This window comes from Bradyrhizobium sp. USDA 4452, assembly GCF_054063575.1.
Genome location: NZ_JBSSGK010000001.1, coordinates 5,987,094 through 6,013,814, shown reverse-complemented (window position 1 = coordinate 6,013,814; position 26,721 = coordinate 5,987,094). Strand labels below are relative to the sequence as shown.

The 26,721-nt window shown below is 58.9% G+C and carries 24 protein-coding genes and 1 pseudogene; 8 read left to right on the top strand and 17 right to left on the bottom strand.

Translation table 11 applies throughout. The features are described 5' to 3' along the window. The first annotated feature begins 210 nt into the window (after positions 1 to 210). On the top strand, positions 211 to 801 hold the full coding sequence (locus tag ACVISU_RS28520) for a hypothetical protein (RefSeq protein ID WP_456710921.1): 591 nt from the start codon (positions 211 to 213) through the stop codon (positions 799 to 801). A gap of 140 nt (positions 802 to 941) precedes the next feature. Here ACVISU_RS28520 and ACVISU_RS28515 read toward each other — a convergent pair whose 3' ends face one another. From ACVISU_RS28515 to ACVISU_RS28460, 12 genes are all read right to left on the bottom strand, one after another. Next, complete coding sequence (locus ACVISU_RS28515; RefSeq protein ID WP_456709086.1) at positions 942 to 1,766, bottom strand: IS5 family transposase; 825 nt, start codon at positions 1,764 to 1,766, stop codon at positions 942 to 944. A gap of 125 nt (positions 1,767 to 1,891) precedes the next feature. Then, positions 1,892 to 2,140 carry a hypothetical protein gene (locus ACVISU_RS28510; protein WP_456709085.1) on the bottom strand — a complete coding sequence of 83 codons (249 nt, stop codon included), beginning with the start codon at positions 2,138 to 2,140 and terminating at the stop codon, positions 1,892 to 1,894. Positions 2,141 to 2,804: 664 nt separating this feature from the next. Then, positions 2,805 to 3,662 carry a host specificity protein gene (locus tag ACVISU_RS28505; RefSeq protein WP_456709084.1) on the bottom strand — a complete coding sequence of 286 codons (858 nt, stop codon included), beginning with the start codon at positions 3,660 to 3,662 and terminating at the stop codon, positions 2,805 to 2,807. Positions 3,663 to 4,084: 422 nt separating this feature from the next. Next, positions 4,085 to 4,384, bottom strand: a complete 300-nt coding sequence (fdxB, locus tag ACVISU_RS28500; protein ID WP_456709083.1) for a ferredoxin III, nif-specific — start codon at positions 4,382 to 4,384, stop codon at positions 4,085 to 4,087. 3 nt (positions 4,385 to 4,387) lie between these two features. Next, positions 4,388 to 4,597, bottom strand: coding sequence for a CCE_0567 family metalloprotein (locus tag ACVISU_RS28495; RefSeq protein WP_456709082.1), 210 nt, complete (start codon positions 4,595 to 4,597; stop codon positions 4,388 to 4,390). Positions 4,598 to 4,605: 8 nt separating this feature from the next. After that, complete coding sequence (locus ACVISU_RS28490) at positions 4,606 to 5,070, bottom strand: NifX-associated nitrogen fixation protein (RefSeq protein WP_456709081.1); 465 nt, start codon at positions 5,068 to 5,070, stop codon at positions 4,606 to 4,608. Between the two features lie 6 nt (positions 5,071 to 5,076). After that, complete coding sequence (gene nifX / locus ACVISU_RS28485) at positions 5,077 to 5,472, bottom strand: nitrogen fixation protein NifX (protein WP_456709080.1); 396 nt, start codon at positions 5,470 to 5,472, stop codon at positions 5,077 to 5,079. Further along, entirely contained in the window at positions 5,469 to 6,875 is a 1,407-nt protein-coding gene (nifN, locus tag ACVISU_RS28480) for a nitrogenase iron-molybdenum cofactor biosynthesis protein NifN (protein WP_456709079.1), read from the bottom strand. Before nifN ends, nifX begins: the two co-directional genes overlap by 4 nt. Positions 6,876 to 6,884: 9 nt before the next feature. Continuing rightward, complete coding sequence (nifE, locus tag ACVISU_RS28475; protein WP_456709078.1) at positions 6,885 to 8,531, bottom strand: nitrogenase iron-molybdenum cofactor biosynthesis protein NifE; 1,647 nt, start codon at positions 8,529 to 8,531, stop codon at positions 6,885 to 6,887. Between the two features lie 90 nt (positions 8,532 to 8,621). Beyond that, complete coding sequence (gene nifK, locus ACVISU_RS28470; RefSeq protein WP_456709077.1) at positions 8,622 to 10,178, bottom strand: nitrogenase molybdenum-iron protein subunit beta; 1,557 nt, start codon at positions 10,176 to 10,178, stop codon at positions 8,622 to 8,624. A 64-nt stretch (positions 10,179 to 10,242) separates the two neighbouring features. Beyond that, positions 10,243 to 11,745, bottom strand: a complete 1,503-nt coding sequence (gene nifD, locus ACVISU_RS28465) for a nitrogenase molybdenum-iron protein alpha chain (RefSeq protein WP_076828183.1) — start codon at positions 11,743 to 11,745, stop codon at positions 10,243 to 10,245. Positions 11,746 to 12,134: 389 nt separating this feature from the next. Beyond that, positions 12,135 to 13,016: a LysR substrate-binding domain-containing protein gene (locus tag ACVISU_RS28460; RefSeq protein WP_456710920.1), complete on the bottom strand. Its 882-nt coding sequence runs from the start codon at positions 13,014 to 13,016 to the stop codon at positions 12,135 to 12,137. Positions 13,017 to 13,155: 139 nt separating this feature from the next. Between ACVISU_RS28460 and ACVISU_RS28455 the strand changes: the two genes are divergently transcribed. The 7 genes and pseudogenes from ACVISU_RS28455 to ACVISU_RS28425 form a co-directional block, all read left to right on the top strand. Continuing rightward, positions 13,156 to 13,905 carry an SDR family NAD(P)-dependent oxidoreductase gene (locus ACVISU_RS28455; RefSeq protein ID WP_456710919.1) on the top strand — a complete coding sequence of 250 codons (750 nt, stop codon included), beginning with the start codon at positions 13,156 to 13,158 and terminating at the stop codon, positions 13,903 to 13,905. Between the two features lie 20 nt (positions 13,906 to 13,925). Next, positions 13,926 to 14,771 carry a transketolase gene (locus ACVISU_RS28450; protein ID WP_456709076.1) on the top strand — a complete coding sequence of 282 codons (846 nt, stop codon included), beginning with the start codon at positions 13,926 to 13,928 and terminating at the stop codon, positions 14,769 to 14,771. After that, positions 14,768 to 15,778: a transketolase family protein gene (locus ACVISU_RS28445; protein WP_456709075.1), complete on the top strand. Its 1,011-nt coding sequence runs from the start codon at positions 14,768 to 14,770 to the stop codon at positions 15,776 to 15,778. The genes ACVISU_RS28450 and ACVISU_RS28445 overlap by 4 nt, the downstream gene beginning before the upstream one ends. Positions 15,779 to 15,942: 164 nt before the next feature. Continuing rightward, complete coding sequence (locus ACVISU_RS28440) at positions 15,943 to 16,968, top strand: TRAP transporter substrate-binding protein (RefSeq protein ID WP_456710918.1); 1,026 nt, start codon at positions 15,943 to 15,945, stop codon at positions 16,966 to 16,968. Positions 16,969 to 16,971: 3 nt separating this feature from the next. Beyond that, positions 16,972 to 18,855, top strand: coding sequence for a TRAP transporter large permease (locus tag ACVISU_RS28435; RefSeq protein ID WP_456709074.1), 1,884 nt, complete (start codon positions 16,972 to 16,974; stop codon positions 18,853 to 18,855). 388 nt (positions 18,856 to 19,243) lie between these two features. Next, positions 19,244 to 20,186 (top strand): IS630 family transposase gene (locus ACVISU_RS28430; protein ID WP_456709073.1). Its coding sequence is split into 2 segments (ribosomal slippage): positions 19,244 to 19,579 and positions 19,581 to 20,186, totalling 942 coding nucleotides; the frame shifts between segments, so codons are not numbered across the junction. A 215-nt stretch (positions 20,187 to 20,401) separates the two neighbouring features. Then, positions 20,402 to 20,523: pseudogene (locus tag ACVISU_RS28425) on the top strand (IS5/IS1182 family transposase); the annotation flags it as partial. 226 nt (positions 20,524 to 20,749) lie between these two features. Here the strand turns inward: ACVISU_RS28425 and ACVISU_RS28420 are convergent. The 5 genes from ACVISU_RS28420 to ACVISU_RS28400 form a co-directional block, all read right to left on the bottom strand. Beyond that, positions 20,750 to 21,997, bottom strand: coding sequence for a cysteine desulfurase (locus tag ACVISU_RS28420; RefSeq protein WP_456709072.1), 1,248 nt, complete (start codon positions 21,995 to 21,997; stop codon positions 20,750 to 20,752). Then, positions 21,994 to 23,316: a Fe-S cluster assembly protein SufD gene (sufD, locus tag ACVISU_RS28415; RefSeq protein WP_456709071.1), complete on the bottom strand. Its 1,323-nt coding sequence runs from the start codon at positions 23,314 to 23,316 to the stop codon at positions 21,994 to 21,996. Before sufD ends, ACVISU_RS28420 begins: the two co-directional genes overlap by 4 nt. Positions 23,317 to 23,335: 19 nt before the next feature. Then, positions 23,336 to 24,088, bottom strand: a complete 753-nt coding sequence (gene sufC, locus ACVISU_RS28410; protein ID WP_456709070.1) for a Fe-S cluster assembly ATPase SufC — start codon at positions 24,086 to 24,088, stop codon at positions 23,336 to 23,338. A gap of 71 nt (positions 24,089 to 24,159) precedes the next feature. Then, complete coding sequence (sufB, locus tag ACVISU_RS28405) at positions 24,160 to 25,656, bottom strand: Fe-S cluster assembly protein SufB (protein ID WP_456709069.1); 1,497 nt, start codon at positions 25,654 to 25,656, stop codon at positions 24,160 to 24,162. A gap of 192 nt (positions 25,657 to 25,848) precedes the next feature. After that, complete coding sequence (locus ACVISU_RS28400; protein WP_076827827.1) at positions 25,849 to 26,043, bottom strand: 4Fe-4S dicluster domain-containing protein; 195 nt, start codon at positions 26,041 to 26,043, stop codon at positions 25,849 to 25,851. Positions 26,044 to 26,721 lie beyond the last annotated feature (678 nt).

Sequence of the window (26,721 nt, the reverse complement as noted above, 5' to 3'; positions counted from 1 at the left end):
GCTTGATCCCGCTTACTTTTTTTGAGCGTATCTGTCGGCTTCAGCACCGGTGTCGAGTTCATGACAACGCTGCCTGGGACGATCGCCTCTCGCATACGCGTTTTATTTCGCGGCACGGCTGGATCGTTACAGAGGCGGCGGCAAGCATTTTGCATCGCGGCTGGCATCGGCCAGCGCGCCGGTGAAAAGCTCAAATCGAGGACGAATTTAATGACTGCAATCGAGAACACCGCACTCGGTCGACTTGAAAAGGAGGGCCGCCTGCTCAATGCTGTACTCAAGGGCGAGACGACCAAGCCGGGGCGGTTTGGCTTTCGCGGCGACATTGCACTAAAATTCCAGACTCAAGTCGCGGACGAGAAGCGGCCGCCGGATTATTCGATCGAACAGGTTCTGACGGTCGCGCAGGACGGAGAAGGCACTATTCCGGTGCTGGCCGGCTACCTGCACTCCTTCGCCTATCTTGCTGACGTCGCGGCCGTGCTTGATGGTGCCTTAAGCCCACAGGGCAGTTATTTCTTATTCTGTAACAACATAGATTTGCTGGCGAAATACCAGACGAAGCTTGGTGGCATTACCTTCCACGTCCTGCCGTGCGATGAGTCCACTGTTTGGAAGGAAATGATGGACCTGGTCGGGCTCAACAAGGACGACCTCAAGAAGCTTGATGCAGGCGGTAAGCTTGACTACCTCCTCGAGGCGGCAAAGACTCTCGATCTGTCCTACGACGAGATTTCATACGAAGACGGGCTAACAAAAATGGAGCCAGTAAAAAACCGCAACGAGAACCGGCCGGTCTGAGCGCGGACGTCATTCGTTCCGGGACGCAACGTCTTCGACAAGACGCACGCCGATGACGCAGATACACCATACAGGACTGTCAAGGCGATCGGCGTGAGCGTTCTGTCCTTAGAGTCTGACTCAAAATGAGCTGAGGATTTTCAGGGCCTAGCGAGGCGTCGGGTCAAGAGCCTGAGATGGGCTACGAGGAGCCAGGCGACCTCAGTTGAGGGGGCGCCCTCGAAGTCTCTAGAGAGGCGTCGGCACCTGCCGAACCACGCAAAGGTGCGCTCGACGACCCAGCGCCGTGGCAGGAGCTGGAAGCCTTTGACCCCAGGCGGCCGCTGAACGATCTCGATGGTCCATGGCCCGCAATGGGAGAGCGCGCCAACGAGCTGCTTTCCGCGATAAACGCGGTCTGCAAAGACATGGTGCAGCTTCGGAAAGCGCTCTCGCACGTGTTCCAGTAAGGGGACCGCACCATGGACGTCCTGAACATTGGCTGGGTGAACGTGGACGGCCAGCAAGAGTCCGTTGGTATCGGTGACGATGTGTCGCTTACGTCCGTGAACCCGTTTGCCCGGATCGAAGCCGCGCGGGCCGCCGGCTTGTGTCGTCGAAGCACTCTGACTGTCGATGACAGCCGCCGTCGGTGTCGGCTTGCGGCCGAGTTTGCGCCGTGCCTGTCGGACCAGAGCCTTCACGATCCTGTGCCATCGGCGAGTATCGCGCCAAGCATAGAAATAACCCTGCACCGTCGAATACGGCGGGAACTCCCGCGGCAGAGCGCGCCATTGGCAGCCGGTGGACAGAATGAACAAAATGGCTTCGACCACCTTGCGCAAATCAACCGTCCGCGGGCGGCCCAATCGACGCCGGCCTGGCAACTTCCGGGCTATCAGACGCCACTCCGCGTCGGTCATGTCGCTTGCATAGCGCAGCCCGCTCCGCAAATACTGAGCACGAGTGATTTTGGTCCATGGCATGGTGCACTCCCTCGAATCTTCGCAAATCCGAAGGAATCACAGCCGACCGAAATCACTCACTGCTTTTTCGGTCAGGCTCTTACACGAACCACCGACGCACAGCCCGGTTGCGAGCTCGAAGTGGATCAGTGCTTGCCGCACATCACCTGAACGCCGTATGGGTCGAGGAACTCGTTCCGTTCCCAGTCTAAAGCAACGCCATTGTGCGTGCATCTATTGATATAGCCAAGCACCTTCTTGCCCCAGCGTACCACAACGATGGACCACGGGCGGCGATTGCCGTCATGATCGAGGACCATAAGGTGGAATCCCATGGCCTTGTGGCTCGGAATGTCGTTAAAGCCACAAATCGCGCAAATAGCATCTGGCTGCATTTACTGCTCGTCTACCGCAAGGGCTCTGCACTGTTGCTTGCCTTGAGCTGCAAGAACCGTCGGAGCGCTGCTCGGCGTTCGCGCAGCTTTAGCGGTGCCGTACAACTTGTCCGGCTAGCAGAACCGCAAGCGCGTACGCAACTCGTTGCTCCTGGTGTAGCGGTCCATTCCGCCTCCCAGCGTACGCGCATTGGCGCTCCCGGGCGTCTCTATGAAACTGATGTTCTATTGTACCGATAATTCCGCCCATGCGCTGCAGAGCCCGAAAAGACGCTCGATCGTACGCTGGAACGCCCGTTTGGTCGCACCCGCACACCTCGTGTTCTTCACGACCGCCAACTACGCAACCCGTTGAGTGATACCAGATTCAACAAAAGTACTGACATCGTGAGCGCAATCGGTTCTCGCATTTTCCTCAGATTGTCGCTCAAAAGCCGGATTAAAGCAGGTCCTCTCCCAAACTGGCACCAAGGCCCTGCTGGCTCGGCGCCGCAGGCCCTCCGGCACGCATGCCACAAGGCCGGCCCAGCTCCACCAACCAACACACGAACTGGTATTTGGCAAGCACAAGGGAGCGCGACGTGGCGCGCGCTCGCTTCAAGGCTACGACTTCCGCTCGGGCGCGAGCAATGGCGAAAAACCGATCAGTCCCGCCGCGCTCCGATCATTCCGAATCGTCTTCAACAGCCATTCGTCGAAGTTCGCGCTCCAAGTAAAACGAAGGATCATCGTCAGATGAGTCCGTCTCAACGCTCTCTTGACTACCGCTGCGGGCCTCTTCGACCTTGGAGAGATACTTTGTAGGCTTGCCTACTCGCTGCCACTCGCCGTTTTCGTTCTTTGTCCACACGTCGGGATGCTGGTGAGGGTCGAGCACCCAGTGATTCTGGGCCACGTGAACAAAACCCATTTCAGCTAGACGGGGCTCCATGCCCGGGCGGGCAGGACGTGACAAGACCAGTGGATGATCACCGTCCAATCGCAATTGATGCTCGAGCAGGATATCGCCTGCGTTTTCGACAAGCGGGTGAGTAACGCGTAGATCTACTACGGACGTGATATCGTTACGCCCGAACTGTTCTCGAAACCGATCTCCCTTGATCCGGACCGGGCCACCTACTGCTAGCAGGCCGACACTTTCGTTACCCAGCTGATAGCTGAAGAACCGCGTGGGGCTATTCGGGTCATGGTAAGTGTTGGCATAGGCTCCAGCGACAGTTGCAGCCCACTCAGCTTTCCTCGAGACAAACTGAGAGTACTCTTGTGGGTTGTCGGCGATGTCCATGATATCGCGACGCAAGTATCTCTCCACGAGATCCATGAATTCGTCTTGTTCGTGGATTTTGATAACGGGAGGATCGGAACTCAGAGAGTATGGCGCCGCTGCCCCCGACGACGACCCACCTCGTTCCATGCGGCCAACTGTCTCCGCGAAACGGGGGCTATCTCCCGCCTCGCTCGAATCATCAGCCTGATAAGCGCTTATGGACTGGCTGGATGAGCCAACGGTTCTGCCATACATCAGATCGCTCTCCTATCGGCGAATTGCACGCAATCGAGCTCGTGCCGCGCAAGCTCCGCCGATGAGGATACAGAATCTAGCTGACCACAACCTGACCGCAGCACCGGCCCACTCCGGGGCCGGCAAGCCGCCTCCCCGGAAGAAGGGCAGCGACTCGGCAATCGTAGGGCTCGCCCAATAGGCGAACTACGCGCCCCTTGTCGCGGGCGGGCAATCAAGACTTGGCGCTCGACATTGCTGCGCTCGACCAGCACGAAAACAGCCGGTCAACTATTTTGGAATTGATCTTGGTCGGACATTCGAGCACGCCGCCTGATCGGCACGCGAGCTCACCTGATCACGTGCGCGTCACCTCCCCCTGGCCCACGTGGCGCATTGAGTGCATGTATCTTCTCTCTGCTGCCGGACGAAGCGGCCTCCGCTCAGGCGACTTCAGCTCCAGCTGAGGCGTGGATCTGGCAATTGGCCGGGCACACCCTGGCGCAGGCGCCGCAGCCGATGCAGGCGCCCTCATCGTTCAGAACCATGATCTTCTTGTCGATCTCATCGTCCGCGTCATCGTCTAGATCGACAAGCTCACCCTCTTCGCTGATTCCTTTCAAAGTCATGACATCTCGACCGCACACTTTGAAACAACGGCCACAACCGATGCACTTCTTGCCATCGATCGATATCAAGTATTCCGGTATCCACTCGCGGCCATCGCGCGCTGCAAATGACATAGATCAGCCCCTCTGGTTATTTTCCAGCGCCTTCAAATCATGACTCTTGCGCTCGAGTTGGGCATAGGCATCGTACGCCTTCTGCGCCACCGTCATGATCGCGCCCCAGTTGACAGGTAATTCTTCCGACAGGTCGTGCAAATCCATTTTGGCTTGCAGCGCTTTGCCTGACAGCTTCTTCAGTTCTGCTTTCAATGCATCACGATCGCTCATGAGCGCCCTCAATAGTTCGCCACGTCCGGAAATCTGCGAACCATCTCGATTCCGTCGTTGACATATTTGCCGCCTTCCTCTGCCAGCTTTACGAGATTAGCGAAGCCGAAACGATGCACATCGCGTAGCTGCTTGTTCACGGCGATCAGCCGGCCAGCGATCAACACTACGCGGCCGAAGCCTTCATGATGCAGCTTCATAATGGGCTGGATCATCACGCCGGTGACCCTCTCGATCGAGAGCGCGACCGCGTCGAAGAATAGTTCAAGCCGCCACAGCGTGTCGGGATCGGGATCGCCGACAATCGGTAGTGCGCGCCGCTTCTCCTTATCCAGGATATAGGGTTCGAGCAGGTCCAGATCGCTCTTCTTCGTCCAGGCGCCGTTGGCATCCTGAGCACGCCAAATCTTGATCAACTCCATGAGGAACGGTGTGTCGATGCCGCTACCCTCTCGCACTATTTCTTCGGTCATCTCACCTCATTCGTCGAACTCAAACGCGCGGCGCTGGTCCTTGGCCATGGCCTTGCGCAGCCAGGGAGGTGGCGTTCCCTTCAGTACGTCCTGAAGCTTTTCAAGCAGCTCCACGATGCTTTCCGGCTTGCTCACCTTGATGGGATGAATCTTGTTGGCCACCACCCGCGCGGCACCAGCACCGCCGATGGCGGCGACGTACAGAATTGCGCATTCCTTGATTGCCTCGATCTTCGGCGCCAACTTATCGTCATTGCCGTCCTCCTTGAGATCGCCCTCAAACTTAATTGCTTTAAGAAAGACGTGCCCGCCCGGCGCGACATCATAGATTGCGATATTCTTAGCCCAACCGAAATGTGCATCGACCCGTCTAAGATCTTGCGTAGCGAATGCGACCTTCATGCAATGGGCCTCTCAGCTGTGCCAAGCGAGCTGTGGCCGGCTCGTCGCGGCGGTGGGGGCGGAGCCCGCCAGCTATCCGGCGTAGGCTGATGGTTCTCCTCTCGGTCAGCAATCACGAGATTGGCGATATCGAAGATCATGTCCCGTGTACCACGGTAGCCGACGGATAGCTGGTGTCCTGCACCAAGCCGATCGAACATCGGAAAGCCCGCGCGATAGAATGGGATTTTCAGCCGAGCCGCCGCTTGCCTGCCATGCGAATGCGTGATCAGCAGGTCGCATTGCCTGGTTCTGGCAAGCTCTTCGAGATCCTCGAGATCGCCAATGAAGACTTCCTCGGTCTTGACTCGTTCAATAACGACCGACTGCGTGGTTGTCACTGCTGCGGTGACCTGCGCACCCATGTCATGCAGCATACTGGACAGGTCGAACAGGAGGTCTGGCTCGGCGGCAATCGCAACTCTGCGACCACCAATATGGAAGTGCGCGTCCAGCATTGCATCGGTGAGTTGGCCACGCTGCCGCCGATATTTCACCGGAACTGGCCGGCCGCTGATCTCGCTTAAAAAGGTGATAAATTCGTCGTTGGGGTCGAGACCGCAAAGCCGTTCGAACAGGCGAAATGGCACGCCGGCCTTAGCCTGCAGGACCTCCGCCGCGCGTCGCATCTGTGCGCCGATTGCGATCGTCCACTGAGCGCGTCCCATGCTCGCAATTTCGTCGATGCCGATGCCGCCTGTGGTTGTCGGCATAAACTCATCGGGGATATGCCCATCAAGCGAGCCTGCCAGATCAGGCAAAAAGGACGGCCGCAACCCGAAATCCTCCAGGATGGCCCGGAGTTCGTCTAGATCACCGGGGGTGAGGTGGCATCCTGGAAGAACATTCACCTTGGACGGGTCGCGCAGTCCACTCACGCCCGGCCGCTCGACCAGCGCCTCCACAATGCGCACCACAGCCTTCTCCCAGCCGTCCTGGAACGCTCCCTTGAAATCGGGTGTCGAGACATAAACCAGCGGCAACTTCGCAAGTTGCGGGTGCTTGTCGCGGATCAGCTTGAGGTAAGCATCGACATCGTCGCCATTGGTCTCTGTGACCCCGGTCGAGCAGATGCCGACGATCTTTGGCTTGGCACGGCCGTAGATATTAAGTATCGCCTGCTCGAGATTCTCGTAGCCACCGAGCACGGTTGCGATCTCGCTCATGGCAGTAGTTTGCAGCGGCACTGCCTCCTTGAAATGCCGCACGAAGAGCGTGAGCCCGAAGGATGTACAGCCTTGCGAGCCGTGCAGAAGCGGCATAGCCCCACGCAATCCCATAAAGGCGAAGGCTCCACCGATCGGCTGGCTCATCTTCAGCGGATTGACCGCACAAGATTTAGTAGACGCTTTGACGAGGGCCATAACAGGTCTCTATTCTGCGGCCTGTGGCAGGGCAGATGGTGAGGCCGCCAAGATTCCCTCGATGCGCCTGTTGCAGCAGCCGCCGACAGCATTGGTGTGCTTTCTGACAGCCTCCACGCTGATCAAGCTATGCGCGGTGATTGCATCCTCGATTGTTCCGCGATCGACCTTGTTGCAGCAGCAGATCTCCTTGGCTCGGCGCGCCGTTTCGTCGAGCGCAGGATCGCAAGCGATCTCAGCCAGCGGCGATCGCATCTGCACCATAGCCTTCGCCAAGACCTGCCATGGCGCTGGTTGACGCAGTTGCTCCCACATCGGATTAGAGAGCGACTTATCGATCTCTTCCACCAGCTTGACCATTCCAACATAGCCTAGATAGGCATGGCACCGCTCCTGGTTGATATCGATCCAGGGCATCGCCGCCTTTAGTGCGACAAACTGCGATTTGCCGCCCGACAGCATGATGTCCGCTTCCGCTTCCCTCAACATTCTGTACATTTCGCGCGGCGTCATGTCTTCGATCATGTGGGTATCCTGCCCCATTAGCTCCATGATGCGTTCCTTGTCCTCCTTGGTTGATTTCTTCACGCTGGTTCCGACCAATTCGAGGCCGGCTTCCTGCAGTGCCGCCACGACCGACCATGACTTGACGCCGCCGGTAATCAACAAGACCTTTTTGCCTCTGAATCGTGGCTTGTACGGTTGGATGGCAGCCCAGGCGCGCGCTTCCTCGCGCGCGATCACCGCATCAGTGCGCCCGAGTAACTCTTTGGGAGCTCCGCGCTCGACCAACAAGCGGGCAATCTGGCGAAGCGAATCACTCGAATCCTGAATACCGTAGAAAGCCCCCTCGAAGAACGGGATCCCGTAGCGTTCCTTCATCCTGCGCGCGACGTTGATCATAGATTTTGAGCACACCAACATCGCCGCCCGCGCGCGATGAGAAGAAGCGACCTCGCGATACTTTCCGTCGCCAGAGATGCAGGAGAGAATCCGGATTCCAAGCTCGTCCAGCAACGGTTTAACTTGCCAGAGCTCTCCCGAAAGGTTGTATTCTCCGATTAGGTTGATGTCGTACGGCGTTGTGTAGTCCGGCTCCTGCGTTCCGATGACATGTTCGAGCAGGGCCTCGCCGGCGAGCTTGTTACCCAGGTTCTTGGAGCCAACGAACCCAGGGGAATTGATCGGGATCACTGGCTTACCGAACCTTTGAGACGCCGCCTTGCAGACCGCATCGATATCGTCGCCGATCATCGCCGGGATGCAAGTCTGATAGACGAAGATCGCGGGAGGGTCCCACTTATCGACGATTTCTTTGATTGCTTTGCACAGCCGCTGCTCGCCGCCGAATACGATATCGGTTTCGTTCAGATCGGTTGTGAATGCGGTCCGCCACAGGTTCAAGCCAGAAGACGCGGAGCCGCGATTGTCCCAGGAGTTGCCTTCGCACGCAATCGGACCGTGCACCAGGTGAGCGACATCGGTAAACGGCTGCAGCGCGATCTTGGCACCGTCGAAGGCACAGCCCCCCGCAGCACTGCCCGGCTGCAGTTGCTTGGTGCAGCCCTTCCTGCGTTCAGCCTCCGACTTACTGCCATTCTTGGCGCAGCCCGGCTCGTCGAAAATATTCTGGACCGTAGCCGCCAGCGAACTCATCCGTTTTTCCCTCAGCGGAAGCCAATTGAAAGGTTTAATGCGTTTGTGCCATCGCCGGGTACGGCGATGGCACGTGCGCACTATTCGTCATCAACGAATGATGTCGAAGCTGTAGTCGGTTTTGCCAAGAAGGTTGGTCTTCTTGTCGATTTCGTCGAATATCTTGTCGAGGATCTTAACCAGCACATTCAGGCCGCCCTGATAACCCCAAACGGGCGAGCGGTGATGGTGATGCCGATCAAAGACTGGAAAGCCAATTCGGATCAGTGGCGTTCCAGTGTCGCGCTCAAGGTACTTGCCGTACGTGTTGCCAATTAGAAAATCGACCGGCTCGGTAAACAGGAGCGAGCGCATGTGCCAGAGATCTCGGCCAGGGTAGACTTGGCAGCCCTGCCCAAACGGCGAGCTTGCAAGCAGCGCTGCCATTTTTGTCTGCCATGCCTTGTTGCCGTTGGTGGAAAGCACATGGGTTGGCTCGGCGCCCAGTTCGAGCAGAAAGGCAGCCACCCCATAGCAAAGATCCGGATCGCCATAGATCGCAAACTTCTTGCCATGGATATGCGCACTGGAATCAGCGATGGCATCGACCAAGCGGCCACGCTCTCGTGCGAGTTGCTCCGGAATGTCTTTACCTGCGATCCGTGATAACGCCACCAGCAAGTCATCCGTTGCGGATATGCCAATCGGGTAGTTGAAGGATACGACATCCTGCCCATGCTCGGCCACGAATGGCAGCGTTTTCTCCGTACACCACTCCTGCATGGAGATTGTCGCCTTGGCGTGAACGGCGTTGGCTGCGTCTTCCAGCGTGGTGCCACCGTCATACATCCGGAACTCGCCATCTGTCGGGGTGTCGAAGACTTCGGAGTTGTCGGCGAGTATGGTGTGCTGGATTCCCATCAACTCCAGGATGCGCTTGATCTCGCGAAGGTTACCGACGGTATAGCCATCGAACCCGCCGATGATGTTGATGGCTTGGTTCGGCCTGCGCTCCAGCTTCGGCGCTGTTCCGGCCTTGCCGTCCCAAAAATGCTCCAAGATGCCCTTGAGCGCGTTGTCGTAGCCGGTGACGTGGCTGCCGACGAAGGCGGGCGTGTGGGCGAATGGCACGTCGAACTCCGCCGGAACCGAGCCTTTCTCCTTGGACGTCTTGATGAAGGCGTTCAGGTCATCGCCGATCACCTCAGCCATGCAGGTCGTGGAGACCGCAATCATCTTAGGTTTGTACATGTTGTAGCTGTTGGCGAGCCCGTCGATCATGTTGTTCAGGCCACCGAATACAGCAGCGTCCTCCGTCATGGACGAAGAGACGCAGGAGCTCGGCTCCTTGAAGTGTCGCGACAGATGGCTGCGATAATAGGCCACGCAGCCTTGCGAGCCGTGGACGAAGGGCAGCGTGCCTTCAAAGCCGACGGAGGCGAATACGGCGCCAAGCGGCTGGCAGGCCTTGGCCGGGTTTATCGTTAGCGCCTCCCGCGCAAAGTTCTTCTCGCGGTACTCCGGAGTTTTCGTCCATTCCTTGATGCGCTCGACTTCGGCTGGCTCGCGGGGATCCTCGAACATCTTCTTCTTATCCAGCATCTGCTGGTATTCTGGACCGCGGAACAGTTCGAGATGGTCGAGCACGTGCTCGGCACTTTGCGCCATTATTTAGATCCTTTTACTATCGAAATTGATCGCCCACCCTCTGCTGAGAGCGTGACTTATTGCCCTATTCTGCAGCCAGGAGCTTTGCCCTCGGCGTTTCCTTCCAGGGCGCCTTCGTCTTTTTCCAAACAGGCGAGTTGACAGCCATGTCCATGTCGCGCGCGAAGATCGCAAAGCCGTCATAGCCGTGATATGGACCCGAATAGTCCCAGGAATGCATCTGCCGGAACGGCACACCCATCTTCTGGAACACGTATTTTTCCTTGATTCCCGAACCGATGAGGTCAGGCTGGAGCTTTTCGACGAAGCGCTCGAACTCGTAGCCATTGACGTCGTCATAGATCAGCGTGCTGTCCTTTACGTAGTTCTGAGCGGTGCGCTGATAATCGTCGTTGTGGCCAAACTCGTATCCGGTACCCACGACTTCCATCCCGAGGTCTTCGTAAGCGCCAATCACATGACGCGGACGAAGCCCGCCGACATACAGCATGACCGTTCGACCCTCCAGGCGCGGGCGATACTTCGCAACCACCGCGTTCACCAGCGGCTGGTACTTTTCAATCACCCGCTCAGCCCCTTCCTTGATCTTGTCGTCGAAATAAGCGGCAATCTTTCGCAGCGATTCTGCGATCTTTGAAGGTCCAAAGAAGTTGTATTCGCACCAGGGGATACCGAATTTCTCTTCCATGTGGCGGGAGATGTAGTTCATGGAACGGTAGCAATGAAGAAGGTTAAGCTTGGCTTTCGGAGTTGCCTCGAGCTCAGCGAGTGAACCGTCCCCGGACCACTGCGCAATCACGCGCAGACCCATTTCTTCCAGCAGAATTCGCGATGACCAAGCATCGCCGCCGATATTGTAGTCGCCGATGATCGCAACATCGTAAGGCGTCGGCTCGAACTTTGGTGCGCCGTCGGGCTCGAGCTTGTCGAAGATCCAGTCACGTACCGCGTCGTTGGCAATGTGGTGACCTAGTGACTGCGACACGCCACGAAAACCCTCGCAGCGGACCGGCACGATGGTCTTACCTCCATACTCCTTGGATTTCGCTCTTGAGACAGCCTCGATATCGTCACCGATCAGCCCGATCGGGCATTCCGATTGGATAGTGATGCCGTTGTTGAGGGGAAACAGCTCCTGGATTTCGTCAAGAACTTTGACCAGTTTCTTGTCACCACCGAATACGATGTCCTTTTCCTGGAAGTCGGAGGTGAATTGCAGGGTCACGAAGCTATCGATCCCCGTCGTGCCAACGTAATAGTTGCGCCGCGATCCCCACGAATACTGACCACAGCCAACAGGACCGTGGCTGATATGGACCATGTCCTTGATCGGCCCCCAAACCACGCCCTTGGATCCCGCATAGGCGCAGCCTCGGATCGTCATCACGCCGGGTATGGATTTGATGTTGGACTTCACCCCGCAGTCGGACTTGCCGGCCTGGTGAACGTTGAGGTGTTTGGCACGCCTTTTCGCGGTTTTCTCCGGATAGACTTTCAGCACCTCCTCGATCAGCTGTTTGTTGCGAGCCCTGATATCTGCGATACTCTGGGTCGTGGCGAGACTCATCTGATGTCCTCAAGGTTAGCTGTTGCAAGAGCGGCTTCTGACCAGGACTTTTGCAACCAGCATGCCAGCGCCTCGTGAACACAAAACCCGTAACGATTAACGGCAGTTAGCGCGTCTCGCGCGGGTGCAACGCCGTTGTTGCGAACGCGACATCGCGCTTTGCTCGCAGACTTCTTGGTTTGACCTGTTCGAAATGGAACAAGGGCGAGCTATGCGCGAAATGGCCCCGCTCAGCTTCAGCGCGTGTTTTCGTTCTAGACGTGAATCCATAAATCTGCCGAGCGGAGGGCTCGCCAGAAACCGCTATGGCCCGATAGCGACCAAATTCCGCAGCGCGACGAAATAACGCGAACGGCCAGGAGCGGACGTCAGCTCCAGCTCGCGCTCCACTATAAACTTGGCGCAATCTCAGACCTGATCCATTCCACGAAGGTCTGCAAAGCGCGGCGCTGACGGCCAGCGCGCGGGAACACTAGATGATGACCAACGTAGCGGATGTCGGTGGAGCGGCCAGCCAGTGGCGCTATCAGGCGCCCCGATGCTATCTCACTTTCAGCCAAGCGAGTTGACTCCAACGTCACGCCAACCCCGCCGCAAGCCATGGCTATTGCGAGGAAGCTGCGGTCGAATCGCATTCCATGGATTGCTGGAGGTTCGAGCCCGTTCGCGGCGAACCATTGATACCATTGAACCTGCTTCACGTCGGAGCGAATGAGAACTTGGCTCAACAAATCCTTTGGCTGGCGGATTCTCTTCGCGATCTGAGGAGCACACAGAGGGGTGACAGTTTCCTCACCAAGCGGGATCACTTCGAGGCCCTCACCGCGAGGTGAACCGTAGACGATGTCCAGGTCGAAATCGTCGTTCGTGAAGCGGGCGTACTCCGTATTGGCGGCGAGCCGAACCTCCAGTTTCGGTTCGGCCGCGAGAAATTTGGTCAGGCGCGGGGCCAGCCATTGCGCTGCGAAACTTGGGGCACAATGCACCCTCAGGAGCTTCGGCCCGCGACCTGCGACTTCTTCGATCCCGCGCCGCAAATTGTCGAAGGCCGCACCGGCGTGGCGCATCAGGTTCTCGCCAGCGGGCGTTAGACGGACGGAACGAGCACTCCGCTCGAACAGAACGGTGCTCATGGTGCTTTCCAGCTTGCGGATCGCGTGGCTGACGGCGCTCGGCGTCAAATGCAACTCGTCGGCCGCGTCGCTGAAGGAGCCAGTGCGCGCAGCCGCTTCGAAGGCCCGGATGGCGGAGATCGGGATGCTCGACAGCAGCATACCCATAAGTGAACCAGATTCACACATCCAAGACAACTGCGCGTTTGTCCCAGCCGGCCCCTCGGCTCTAGCAATGGGGCAAGAGGACCGGCTGCCTACCGCGGCGTCCAAAACGACAGGGACAGGGAGGATTCGAATGCTGCTTCGCGGCAAAACGGCGATCATCACAGGGGCGGCCTCGCCTCGCGGGATTGGCCTTGCAACCGCCAGGCGATTTGCCGAAGAGGGCGCGCGGGTCGCCATCCTCGACATCGATGGGACCGCTGCGCAAGCCGCCGCTCAAGGCCTTGGCGACGCTCATATCGGTATTGCTTGCGACGTCGCCGACCACGCTTCGTGTCAGAAGGCAGTCGAAGCTGTCGCTGACGCTTTCGGCCAAATCGATATCCTGATCAACAATGCCGGCATCACACAACCGGTCAAATTCCTCGACATCACGCCGGCCGACTGGGACCGTATCCAGGACGTCAACCTGAAGGGCATTCTGTTTCTGTCCCAGGCAGTAATCCCGCATATGCGGAAGCAAAAATCGGGATCGATTGCATGCATGTCGTCGGTATCGGCCCAGCGCGGCGGCGGCATTTTCGGTGGTCCGCACTACTCGGCGGCGAAGGCGGGGGTCCTTGGGCTTGCCAAGGCGATGGCTCGGGAATTTGGCGCCGATGGTATCCGCGTCAACTGCGTCACCCCAGGATTGATAGGTACCGACATTACCTCCGGCAAGCTCGACGACGAGATGAAGGCGAAGATTCTGGAAGGCATTCCGCTCGGACGGCTCGGGGAGGCCAAGGACGTTGCCGGCATCTACACATTTCTTGCATCGGATCTCTCGGCATACGTCACCGGCTCCGTGATCGACGTCAACGGCGGGATGCTCATTCACTAAGAGCAGCGATGGAGAGAGAGATGTCAACGAGTTCACTTGTTAACGCGCCTAGCCTTTCGCAGCGTGCGCGCAACATTCGCCGCAACGCCCTGCGCATGGGCGAAGTTCAAGGCCAAGGCTATATCGCGCAGGCGCTCGATATTTCCGACGTGTTGGCGGTCGCATATTTTCACGCGATGCGCTACCGGCCCGAGGAGCCCACCTGGGAAGATCGCGATCGTTTCCTCCTTTCCAACGGTCACTACGCGATCGCCCTTTATGCCGCACTGATCGAGGCCGGCATTATCTCCGAAGTCGAACTCGAGACGTATGGCTTCGACGAAAGCCGCCTGCCGATGTCAGGCATGGCGTCCTACACGCCCGGTATGGAAATGTCCGGCGGGTCTCTGGGGCTCGGACTGAGCATCGCGGTCGGCATGGGCCTCGGGTTGAAGCGCAAGGGCTCCAAGAGCCGCGTCTTCACGCTGTTCTCGGACGGAGAGCTCGACGAGGGTTCAAAGTGGGAAGCAATGATGTCGGCTGCACACCACAAGCTCGACAATTTGATCGCGATAATTGACGTCAACAACCAGCAGGCCGACGGCCCTTCGAGACAGATGATGGGGTTCGAGCCGTTGGTCGACAAGATCGAGGCCTTCGGCTGGTTCGTACGTCGAGTCGACGGCAATGACCTGGACGCCGTCGTGGCAGCATTCGACGCAATGATTTCGCATCCCGAGCCGCAACCGAGGATCATCATCGCCGACACTCTCATGGGCAAGGGAGTTTCGTTCCTCGAACAGCGAGAAAAGAATCACTTCATTCGGGTCGAAGCGCACGAATGGAAATTGGCGCTGGCAGAACTTGATGCGGGAGACAGGTCATGAAGTCGGTTACCTCAGGTACGCCCGGAAAACCTCGGCTCACCACCTCCGCGATGATCGCGTCGATCGCCGCCGAGGGACAAAAGACAAAACCAGCGCCGTTCGGTCACGCACTTGTCGAATTGGCCCGGAGCCGCCCCGAGGTGGTGGGCCTCACCGCCGATCTGAGCAAGTACACGGACCTGCACATTTTCGCAAAGCAGTTTCCAGACCGCTACTATCAAATGGGTATGGCAGAGCAGCTCCTCTACGGTGCGGCTTCGGGCATGGCGGCTGAAGGATTCATGCCCTTTGCTACGACGTATGCGGTGTTCGCCTCGCGGCGCGCCTACGATTTCATCCACCAGACGATTGCAGAGGAAGACCGCAACGTAAAGATCGTCTGCGCCTTGCCCGGCCTCACTTCCGGCTACGGCCCAAGCCACCAGGCGGCGGAAGATCTCGCACTGTTCCGCGCAATGCCGAACATGACCGTGATTGATCCCTGCGACGCTCATGAGATCGAGCAGATCGTTCCGGCCATCGCGGCGCATCACGGGCCCGTATATATGCGGCTCTTGCGTGGTCAGGTGCCCCTCGTCCTGGACGAGTACAACTATCAATTCAGGCTCGGCAGGGCATCCTTGATTCGGGACGGTCGGGACGTCCTGATCATCTCCTCTGGAATTATGACCATGCGAGCGCTGGAAGCCGCAAAGGAACTCGCCGGTGATAGCGTGGACGTAGCCGTGCTGCATGTACCGACAATCAAGCCGCTCGACCACGGAGCGATACTGCGCGAAGCAGCGAAACCCGGCCGTCTCGTCGTGGTCGCCGAGAACCATACCATCATAGGCGGGCTCGGAGAGGCGATTGCAGCGCTGTTGATGCGCTCCGGCGTCCATCCAGCCTTCCGCCAGATCGCGTTGCCCGATGAGTTCCTTGCCGCTGGGGCGCTTCCCACGCTGCACGATCGCTACGGCATTTCGACTGCCGAAGTTGCAAGGCAGATCAAGGGGTGGCTGCGCTAAACGCGCAAACCTCGATCGTCAACTTCGACGAAGAGAAGAATCGCCTACGCGGCGCCGCCGCGGAGAACGATGGCCGCTGCCTGACGGCCGGTGCCCGAGAACCGGCCGGAATTGCAGAAGCGTGCTGCGGCCGATCAACAGACCGATACTCAAAGGAGGAAGCAATGCCCCAACGAAAATCGACTGCCATCACCCGCCGCCATTTGCTCCTTGCCGGCACGGCCGTCCCGTTGTGCACCGTCCTCAGCCGCCCGGCCGCCGCCACAGAGTTCACTTACAAGCTCGCGACCGGGCAGGACCCCGCGCATCCGGTGAATGCTCGGGCCAAGGAGGCCGCCGATCGCATCAAGGAAGCGACGAGCGGGCGCCTGGAAATCAATCTCTTTCCCGCCAACCAGCTTGGCTCGGATACGGATCTGCTGACGCAGGTTCGCAACGGTAGCGTCGAGTTTTTCAACCTCTCCTCTCTGATCCTCGCTACCCTTGTACCCGCCGCCGGCGTCGTAAATCTCGGCTTCCTCTTCCCCAACTACGATGCCGTCTGGAAGGCCATGGACGGCGAACTGGGCGCTTACATCCGTGCGCAGATCGCCAAGACGCCCATCATGGCGGTGTCCAAGCCTTGGGACAACGGCTTCCGCCACATCACTTCGTCGGGCCGTGAGATCAAGACACCGGACGACCTCAAGGGCTTTAAGCTCAGGGTACCTGCCGCACCCAATCTAACGTCGCTGTTTCTTGCGCTCGGGGCAGGACCAGCTCCGATCAACTTCAACGAGGTCTATTCCGCGCTCCAGACCAAGGTCGTGGACGGTGAGGAAAATCCCCTTCCGATCATAGCAACGGCGCGCCTATATGAGGTGCAGAAGACCTGCAGCCTGACGGGGCACGTCTGGGACAATTACTGGATCCTCGGCAACAAGCGCGCGTTCCAGAAGCTTCCGCAGGACGTGCAAGAGATCGTGACGCACGAGCTCGATCGCTCGGCCAACGATGAACGAGCCGACATCGCAAAGCTTAGTGCATCCCTCCGCACCGATTTGACGGCCAAGGGGATGCAATTCCTCGACGTCGACCGATCTGCCTTCCGGCAGGCGCTGGCAAAGACGAGCTTCTATACCGACTGGAAATCCAAATTCGGCGCAGAGGCCTGGATTCAACTTGAGAAAGCCGCGGGCAAGTTGGGGTGAGCCATGGAACATGCGCACATGGACGGGGCGACACTTGCTCTTCCTGAGCCTGCCTCCGGATGGCGCAAGGCTGTTGTGAACCTGAACAAGGCACTGAAGCCCGTCGTCGCCATTCCTGCCGCATTGCTGGTCATTGCAGAGGTGATAGTCCTTTTCGTCGGCATCGTCTCTCGCTACGTGCTCCATACCCCGATTGTCTGGTCGGATGAGCTCGCCGGCATCCTGTTTCTGTGGCTGGCGATGCTGGGATCGGTCGTCGCCTTCCAGCGGGCCGAGCATATGCGGATGACGGCTATTGTTGGCATGATCCGCCCGGAAGCCAGGTTGTTCCTTGACGTCTTTGCGACGGCTGCCTCGTTCGCGTTCATGCTTCTGGTGATTCGCCCCGCCTACGAGTTTGCAGCCGACGAAGTCTTCGTCACAACTCCGGCTCTGGGCATAGTCAACACTTGGCGCGCCGCCGCCCTGCCGGTCGGCATCGGCTTGATGCTGGTCGTTGCCACTCTGAGGCTGGCAGCCACGGCCAATGTGAAGCACCTCGCCGCTGCAATCGCTGCGGTGGGAACGCTGATCGGAGTTCTCGCGCTGCTCGCACCGATCCTTAAACCGCTCGGCAATCTGAACCTGCTGATCTTCTTCGTGTTTATCGTTGGCGCCATGGTTTTCGCAGCGGTGCCGATCGCCTTCGCGTTCGGCCTAGCGACCATCGGCTACATAACGCTGACGACCAGCACACCCGACGTGGTCGTTATCGGTCGCATGGACGAAGGCATGAGCCATCTCATCCTGCTTGCGGTACCGATGTTCGTGTTCCTCGGCTTGTTGATCGAAATGACCGGGATGGCCCGCGCCATGGTCGGTTTCCTCGCCAGCCTGCTCGGCCACGTTCGGGGCGGCCTCCAATATGTGCTGGTCGGTGCGATGTATCTGGTCTCGGGTATTTCGGGGTCCAAGGCGGCCGATATGGCAGCAATAGCGCCTGTGCTCTTCCCCGAAATGACCAGACGCGGCGCGAAGCGTGGTGATCTCGTCGCACTCCTGGCCGCGACCGGCGCTCAGACCGAGACGATCCCCCCATCATTGGTATTGATCACAATCGGATCGGTGACGGGCGTGTCGATCGCGGCCCTGTTCACGGGCGGGTTATTGCCGGCGATCGTGCTGGCGGTCGGACTGTGCGCAGTGGTGTGGTGGCGGTACCGTGGAGAGGATTTGTCGCACGTTCAGCGGGCAACTAGGCGTGAAATCGGCCGTTCGTTTCTGATCGCGATTCCCGCCATTGCCCTTCCATTTGTGATCCGCGCCGCAGTGGTCGAGGGGGTCGCAACAGCCACCGAGGTCTCGACGATAGGCATCGTCTATTCCGTATTGGCCGGGCTTTTTATCTATCGCCGGTTCGACTGGCGTCGCCTCTATCCGATCTTGGTTGAGACCGCGGCTCTTTCCGGCGCGATCCTCTTCATCATCGGTGCGGCGACGGGGATGGCCTGGGCTTTGACCCAATCGGGCTTCTCGGCATCACTTGCGAACTTCATGACCTCCTTGCCGGGCGGTGCACCGATATTTCTGATCGTCACGATCCTTGCGTTCGTCGTCCTGGGAAGCGTGCTCGAAGGCATCCCTGCCATCGTGCTCTTCGGTCCGCTGCTTTTCCCCATTGCCCGCCAGGTTGGGGTGCATGAGGTCCACTATGCCATGGTCGTCGTTTTGGCGATGGGGATTGGACTTTTCGCGCCGCCATTCGGGGTCGGCTACTATGCGGCGTGCGCCATCAGTCGGATTCATCCCGACGAAGGCATGGGTCCGATCCTGGCGTACATGCTGGCCCTGCTCCTCGGCACGGTCATTGTGGCTGCTGTGCCGTGGATTTCCATAGGTTTCCTTTAAAATCTGCGAAACGTCTCAGTTGCGGAGATCGTCCGCACCTCTCTCCTTTCACCGCGGTCAGACGGACGCAAGGTGAGCTTCTGGCGAGCTAGACAGGTTGTTCGCACAGTTCTTCGCTCCTCGTGGAGGCAACGATCCGCCTTCCTCCGGGCGCGGAGCGACGCACGGCGTTCAAGGCCATAAGCGACTATGGATCGCGCATCGACCAGATCGCCATGCGAGTTTTCGAAAAGGCCTGACGTGAATGCGGGTCGCGCCTTCGCTCGAAGCTCCGATTGCTTTCACGACAGCGCGACTAGAGCGTGATCGTTTTGGTCTGAATCGATTGGGGATTCCCAAATCAGCGGGGTTCTGATTCAAGATGCTGGCTGGAGGAGGCCAGCATCTGATGGGACGGGCCTATTCTCTTGATTTGCGCGAGCGCGTTGTTGCCGCGGTAGCGGCGGGAGAGAGCTGCCGGTCGGTGGCTGCCACCTTCAAGGTCAGTGTTGCGAGCGTGGTGAAGTGGTCGCAGCGGTTTCGCGCGACCGGAAGCGCGGCGGCGCGGCAGATGGGCGGCAATCGTCCCTACGCGCTGTCTTCCGAACGCGACTGGCTGCTCAAGCGGCTTGCCGAACAGCCGGACGTGACGTTGCGCGCCCTGCTGGCGGAGCTGGCCGAGCGCGGGATCAAGGTCAGCTATTACGCGGTGTGGCACTTCTTCGAGCACGAAGGCATCAGCTTCAAAAAAAAGCCTGCACGCCAGCGAGCAGGATCGCCCCGACGTCGCCCGGCGGCGGGCGCAATGGCGAAAATATCAAGGACGGCTTGATCCTTCCCGGCTGGTCTTCATCGACGAAACCTGGGCCAAAACCAACATGACGCGCACCCACGGCCGTGCGCCACGTGGCGAGCGACTGATCGCCAAGGCCCCGCATGGCCGCTGGCGGACGCTGACCTTCCTGGCCGCCCTGCGCCATGATCGCATCGAGGCGCCCTGCGTGATCGATGGTCCGATCAATGGCGAGAGCTTCCTGGCTTACGTCGAGCAAATGCTGGTTCCGACACTTAAGCCTGGCGACATTGTCATCATCGACAACCTCGGCAGTCACAAAGGCAAGACCGTCCGTCGCGCCATCCGCGCCGCCGGCGCAAAGTTGTTCTTCTTGCCGCCCTACAGCCCGGATCTCAATCCGATCGAGCAGGTCTTCGCCAAGCTCAAGACCTTGCTCCGAAAAGCTGCCGAGCGAACCGTCGAAGCAACCTGGATGCGCATCGGCGCTCTACCCAACTGCTTCACGCCCCAGGAATGCGCCAACTACATCGCAAACGCCGGATACGCTTCAACATGAACCAATCATGCTCTAGCCTCTGGAAGGACGCTCTTACGTCATGTCCACTTCGGTCATGGACGACCGGATCGAGCCACTAGCATGCCCGCCCAAGTCCGCTATGCCGCCGAAAGCTGACGTATATTCAGAGCGTTAGCGGCTCGGCCGCGAGGCGTTGCCGGTTGATGGCGCGAGCCCGAGACATGATTCAAGTTCCGAAACCGGAGCCTCAAATCATGCGCTACAAACTCAGCGATTACGAATGGACGCCACCAAACCGATGCTGCCAGACAAGCCGCGCGACCTTCAGCGCATAAATGACCGTCGCGTGCTCAATGGCATCTTTTGGGTCCTGCGTATGGTGTGCCATGACGCGACCTGCCTTTAGAACTACGCCCCCGCGCTCGACGAAGGCGGACGCAAAGAAGCAACGGCTGCAAGCTGCCCTGGCCGAAGAGGATTGCCAATGCGACCTTTGCTTGCCGAGACCTGCGATGATGATGATGATGCTCAGGAGCACGACGTCATTCAACTTCGCAGCTCAATACAGGCTCAATCTCACCTCAACGCAGCTCGCTCGCCGATCATGCGAATAGCTGGCGTGCCTTGATAAGCGCGTGCACAAGCACATCAATTTCTTCACGGGTGTTGTAAAGTCCAAGGGACGCACGGCATGTTGCCAGTGCGCCGAAGCGCTTGAGCAGCGGCATCGCGCAGTGCGCCCCCGCCCGCACCGCTACACCGGCGCGATCGACGACGGTGGCAATATCGTGCGCATGCGCACCTTTCACATCGAACGAGATGATCGGCCCCTTCTCGGCCGGCGCCCCGATCATACGCACGCAGTTGATGTCACCGAGCTTCTCCCGCGTGTAAGCGAGCAGTGCGCTCTCGTGCTTGCGGATCTGCGCCTTGCCTATTGAATTGATGTAATCCACGGCCGCGCCCAACCCGATCGCCTCGACAATCGGGGGCGTACCCGCTTCGAACCGGTGCGGCGGATCACCATAAATGACGCCGGAACGTGAGACCTCGCGGATCATCTCGCCGCCACCATTGAAGGGCGTCATCGATGCCAGATGATCGAATTTTCCGTAAAGCACGCCGATTCCGGTCGGACCATAGAGTTTGTGGCCGGTCATGACGTAGAAATCGCAATCAATGTCGCAAACATCGGCGCTGAGATGGACGCATCCCTGCGAGCCGTCGACCAACACCGGGATACCACGAGCATGTGCGACTGTGACCAGCTCTTTTACCGGCAAAACCGTGCCGAGCACGTTCGACATCTGTGTGATTGCAACCATCTTGGTGCGGGAGGTCAGCAGTCGTTCAAATTCGTCGAGCAAGAAGTTACCGTCATCATCTACTGGTGCCCATTTGATCACTGCACCGAGCCGCTCCCTAAGAAAATGCCATGGCACAATGTTGGAGTGGTGCTCCAAAATTGACAGAACGATCTCATCACCCGGGCTGATGCGCTCTCGACCGAAAGTCTGTGCGACAAGATTGATCGCCTCGGTAGCGCTGCGGGTAAAGACGATCTCTTCGTTCAAATGCGCGTTCACAAACCGCGCTACCTTGGTACGGGCCCCCTCATACGCCTCGGTTGCTGCATTGGCGAGATAGTGCAAGCCACGATGAACGTTGGCATATTCGCTGGAGTACACCTGCGTCATGCGGTCAAGCACCGCATTTGGCTTTTGCGCGGACGCAGCGTTATCGAGGTAGACAAGCGGCTTGCCGTACACGGTCGTGGCCAACGCCGGAAAGTCATTACGCAAACGGTCGACCTCGTAACGACCATTGCTGACCGCGGGATGTTCGCTCATTGCCGCTCCTGCAGCCAGTGTTCAGCCTGCGCGGTCACAAAATCGCGCAGGTTATCGGCGGAGATCTCCTCAATCGACTCTCCAATGAACGCTTTAATGAGCAACATCTGCGCATCCTTCTCGGACAGCCCCCGCGCGCGCAGATAGAATACGAGATTGCCATCCAACGCTCCTGAGGTCGCTCCGTGGCCGCAGGTCACGTCGTCGGCCGAGATTTCAAGTTCCGGCTTATTGTCCGCCTCGGCCTGGTCGGATAAGAGCAGCGCTCGCGTCGACAGGCTGGCGTCGGTCTTCTGGGCGACGGGACGAACGACGATTCTGCCCTGAAACACCGAGCGGCCGCGATCATCAACGACCGCGCGGAATTTCTGCCGACTGGTGCAATGCGGCACGGCGTGGTCGACCACGATTGTTGTGTCGGCGTGCAGTTCATCTTTGATGAGATTAACCCCGCTCGCAGAGAGCTTGGATCCCTCGCCACCCAGCGTCACGAATCCCTGATAGCGATTGATGGAGCCGCTGCACGTCATGCTGAAGAGATCGAGCTTAGCTTTCGTGCCGACTGCGATGATCGCCGACGAGATGTTCACCGCATCGGCGGCGTCAGCCGCGATGCGGATATGCGAAAGGCTCGCCTCGTCCCCAGCCAGGGCGATTAAAACATCGTTGGCCTGATAGCCGATCGCGCCTTCGACCGAGATGAAACTTTGCACCACGGTCGCTTGCGCCCCTTTATCCAGCTGCAGATATGAGCGTGTAAAAGCGGACACCGACGATCCCGTTGCGACCTGAACGATTTGAATAGGGCGTCTAATCTTGCTGCCTTCGGCAATCGAAATCACCAGACCATCTGAGGCCATTGCCGCATTGAGCGAGATCACCGCATCGTCCGTCGTCGAAAGCACCAAACCGGCCATTGCGCCAGTGGCCGAATTCTCCAACAGCTCTCGCAGTGACTGCACATGAAGCTCATTTTGCAGTTCGCCGAGATCCGATAGCTCGGGCGAGAATATGCCGTCCACCAAGACCAATTTGACCGCCTGATCGACAGCCACTCGTCTGGCCGCACCCTTTGCGCGCGCCAACGCCGCCGCGTCCGGTCGCGGAGCGAGTGGCAATACCTCGCCGATCAGGGCGCGCAGATCCGTGTATCTCCAGGCCTCCATGCGCCGATGCGGCAGGCCGGCGCGCTCATAGGCTTCGAATGCCCTCGCACGGATATGGGGAACGAGGCCCGCGCCAGGCAGCCGTCCGAGCGCAGCTGCGAGAAAATTGCTCGTTGCGCACCCGGCATCGGCCTTAGCCAATACTTGCTTCATGGGGAAATCCCTTGAGCCGTCAGGCCGCGGTTTCGAACTGGGCGTAGCCACAGGCCTCGAGTTCCAGCGCGAGTTCCTTGCCGCCACTCTTCACGACGCGGCCTTTCGACATCACGTGCACATAATCGGGCACGATGTAATGAAGGAGCCGCTGATAGTGGGTGATCAGGATCATCGCCCTTTCCGGCGAACGCAGGCCGTTGATGCCGCTCGCGACAATACGCAGGGCGTCGATATCCAGCCCGGAATCGATTTCGTCAAGGATGCATAGACTCGGCTCGAACAACGCCATCTGCAGGATCTCGTTGCGCTTCTTCTCGCCGCCCGAGAACCCGACATTGACGCCGCGCTTGAGCATGTCCCGGGTAATGTTGAGTGACTCGGCCACTTCACGGACCTTTTTCAGAAATTCGGGCGTGGAGAATTCCCCTCGGCCGCGCGCCTTGCGCTGGGCGTTCAGCGCCGCGCGCAGGAAGTTCATGGTGGTGACGCCGGGGATCTCGACCGGATACTGGAACGCGAGGAACACGCCCTTGGCGGCGCGCTCGTTGGGGTCCATCTCCAGGAGGTCCTCGCCGTTGAACAGGATCTGCCCGCCGGTGACTTCATAGCCCGGCTTGCCGGCAATGACGTGGGACAGCGTCGACTTGCCGGAGCCGTTCGGCCCCATGATCGCGTGCACTTCGCCCGCATTGACCATGAGATCGAGGCCACGGATTATTTCGCGACTGTCGACACCAACATGCAGATCTTGAATTTCGAGCAGCGTCATTTTTGATCTGATCCCTCAAAATACGTCGTCCGGAACGGCGAGCCGCACTCAAAGGCTCGCGGGACGTTTGGTTATCCGACAGATCCCTCGAGGGAGATCGAGATCAGCTTCTGCGCCTCCACTGCGAACTCCATCGGAAGCTTTTGCAGGACATCTTTCGCGAAACCGTTGACGACAAGGCCGATGGCCTGTTGCTCGTTCAAGCCTCTTTGCAAGCAGTAGAGCAGCACGTCCTCGGAAATCTTCGACGTCGTCGCTTCATGCTCGAACGTCGCCGAGGAATTCTTGGCCTCGACATAGGGCACAGTGTGCGCGCCGCATTTGTCGCCGATCAGGAGCGAGTCGCAGGCGGTGTAGTTGCGCGCGCCGGTCGCCTTGCGATGGGCGCTGACCAGGCCGCGATAGGTGTTCTGGGACTTGCCGGCGGCGATGCCCTTGGAGATGATCCGGCTCGACGTGTTCTTGCCGAGGTGGATCATCTTGGTGCCGCTATCGACCTGCTGGAAGCCGTTCGAGATCGCGATCGAGTAGAACTCGCCGCTCGAATTGTCGCCGCGCAGGATGCAGCTCGGATATTTCCAGGTGATCGCCGAACCGGTTTCGACCTGGGTCCAGGAGATCTTGGAATTTTTGCCGCGGCAGTCGCCACGCTTGGTGACGAAATTGTAGATGCCGCCCTTGCCTTCCGAATTGCCGGGGTACCAGTTCTGCACCGTCGAATATTTGATCTCGGCGTCATCGAGCGTGACGAGCTCGACCACCGCGGCATGCAGCTGGTTCTCGTCGCGCTGCGGCGCGGTGCAGCCTTCGAGATAGGAAACGTAGGAGCCCTTGTCGGCGATGATCAGCGTGCGCTCGAACTGGCCGGTGTTGCGCTCGTTGATGCGGAAATAGGTCGAGAGCTCCATCGGGCAGCGCACGCCCGGCGGCACGTAGACGAACGAGCCGTCGGAGAACACCGCCGAGTTCAGCGTCGCGAAGTAATTGTCCGAGGTCGGCACCACGGTGCCGAGATATTTTTGCACCAGCTCCGGATGCTCGCGGATCGCCTCCGAGATCGGCATGAAGATCACGCCGGCGGCCTTCAGCTCCTTCTGGAAGGTGGTCGCAACCGATACCGAATCGAACACGGCATCGACCGCGATCTTGCGGTTCGGTGTCTGCGGTCCACCCGGCGGCGGCTCGACGCCTTCGAGGATCGCGACCTCACGCAGGGGAATGCCGAGCTTCTCATAGGTCTTGAGGATCTCAGGATCGATCTCGTCGATCGAGGACAGCGTCTTCTTCGGCTTCGGCGCCGCGTAATAATAAATGTCCTGGTAGTCGATCTTCGGATAGTCGACGCGCGCCCAGGTCGGCTCGGTCATGGTCAGCCAGCGGCGATACGCCTCCAGGCGCCACTCCAGCATCCAGGCCGGCTCATTCTTCTTTGCGGAGATGAAGCGGACGGTGTCTTCCGACAGGCCCTTCGGGGCCTTGTCGGACTCGATCTGCGTCTCAAACCCATATCGATACTGGTCGACGTCGATGCGCCGGACGCGCTCGACCGTCTCTTGTATAGCTACCATTGCCCACTCCGTTCGCGCATGGACGATCTCCCCACGGCGATAATTGCGTCACCTCTCCTCCGAGCAGATCGCCCCGTCACGACCGACTCGAACCGGGGTGTGAAAGAACTAGGAGACCGCCCCGAAAGGTAGCCGCCCTCGATAGGATTTCGATCATGTTCTGCGCCGGAAGCCACCCGTCGGCTATTCGATCTATGCCGGCACACAGGTATCGGGCACAGGACAAACGACGACGCATTGCGGCGCATCAAAATGCCCTTCACATTGAGTGCACTGACTCGGATTGATCACATATATGTCGTTCTTCAGGCTGATCGCGGCATTAGGGCATTCATACTCACACGCACCGCAGACCGTGCATTGTGACGCGATTATTTTGTAGGCCATCACTCCGATTCCATAAGCAAAGGTGCGGGACTACGCCTTGCCTTCAAGTCTCATGCCAAGGAGTCTTGTGCTTGATTTGTCTCGGCTACTTTCGATAGCGCAAGCCGCCGGCTCGACCAGGTGTCGCAAACCCTACAATCGGCATCGCAGCTGCTTGATCTCGTAGCTTGCGCATTGTCGATATTTCGCGATAGCCAGCGATCATGTGAAGGGGTTCGCCAATAAGACGCAGCTCGGCTCGACCTGACCTGACGGCGGAGCGCTTTTGAAGTGGTATCGATTGCAGCCCTGCCACCGCCTCGGTGGGGATCGCAGATCGCCCTCTGGTGATGGCTTTGCTCACCCGGACAGCGGCAGCGAAGCACCACGATGTCAATCGGGCGAGGTCGTCATCGGCTCCACCAACGTCTCGAAATCGCAACCAGAAAAATCGTCGCGATGGCGCTAGAGCATTTTCGGTTCTGATTGAATCAGAACCGAAGCTCGAGCTTCTTGTTTTGACGCGTTTTCTTCACGCGAACCGGTATCCGCTTCGCTCGAAAACGCTCTAGTTAGATAAAGCCGCTCCGGTGATCGAGGCTCCTGGCCGAGCCGACGCACGCAAACGTTCAGATCTCGCAGACTACGGCCGCGCTCGGGGGTCGCAAATAAATCTCAGCGGACCCCAGGAGATTGACA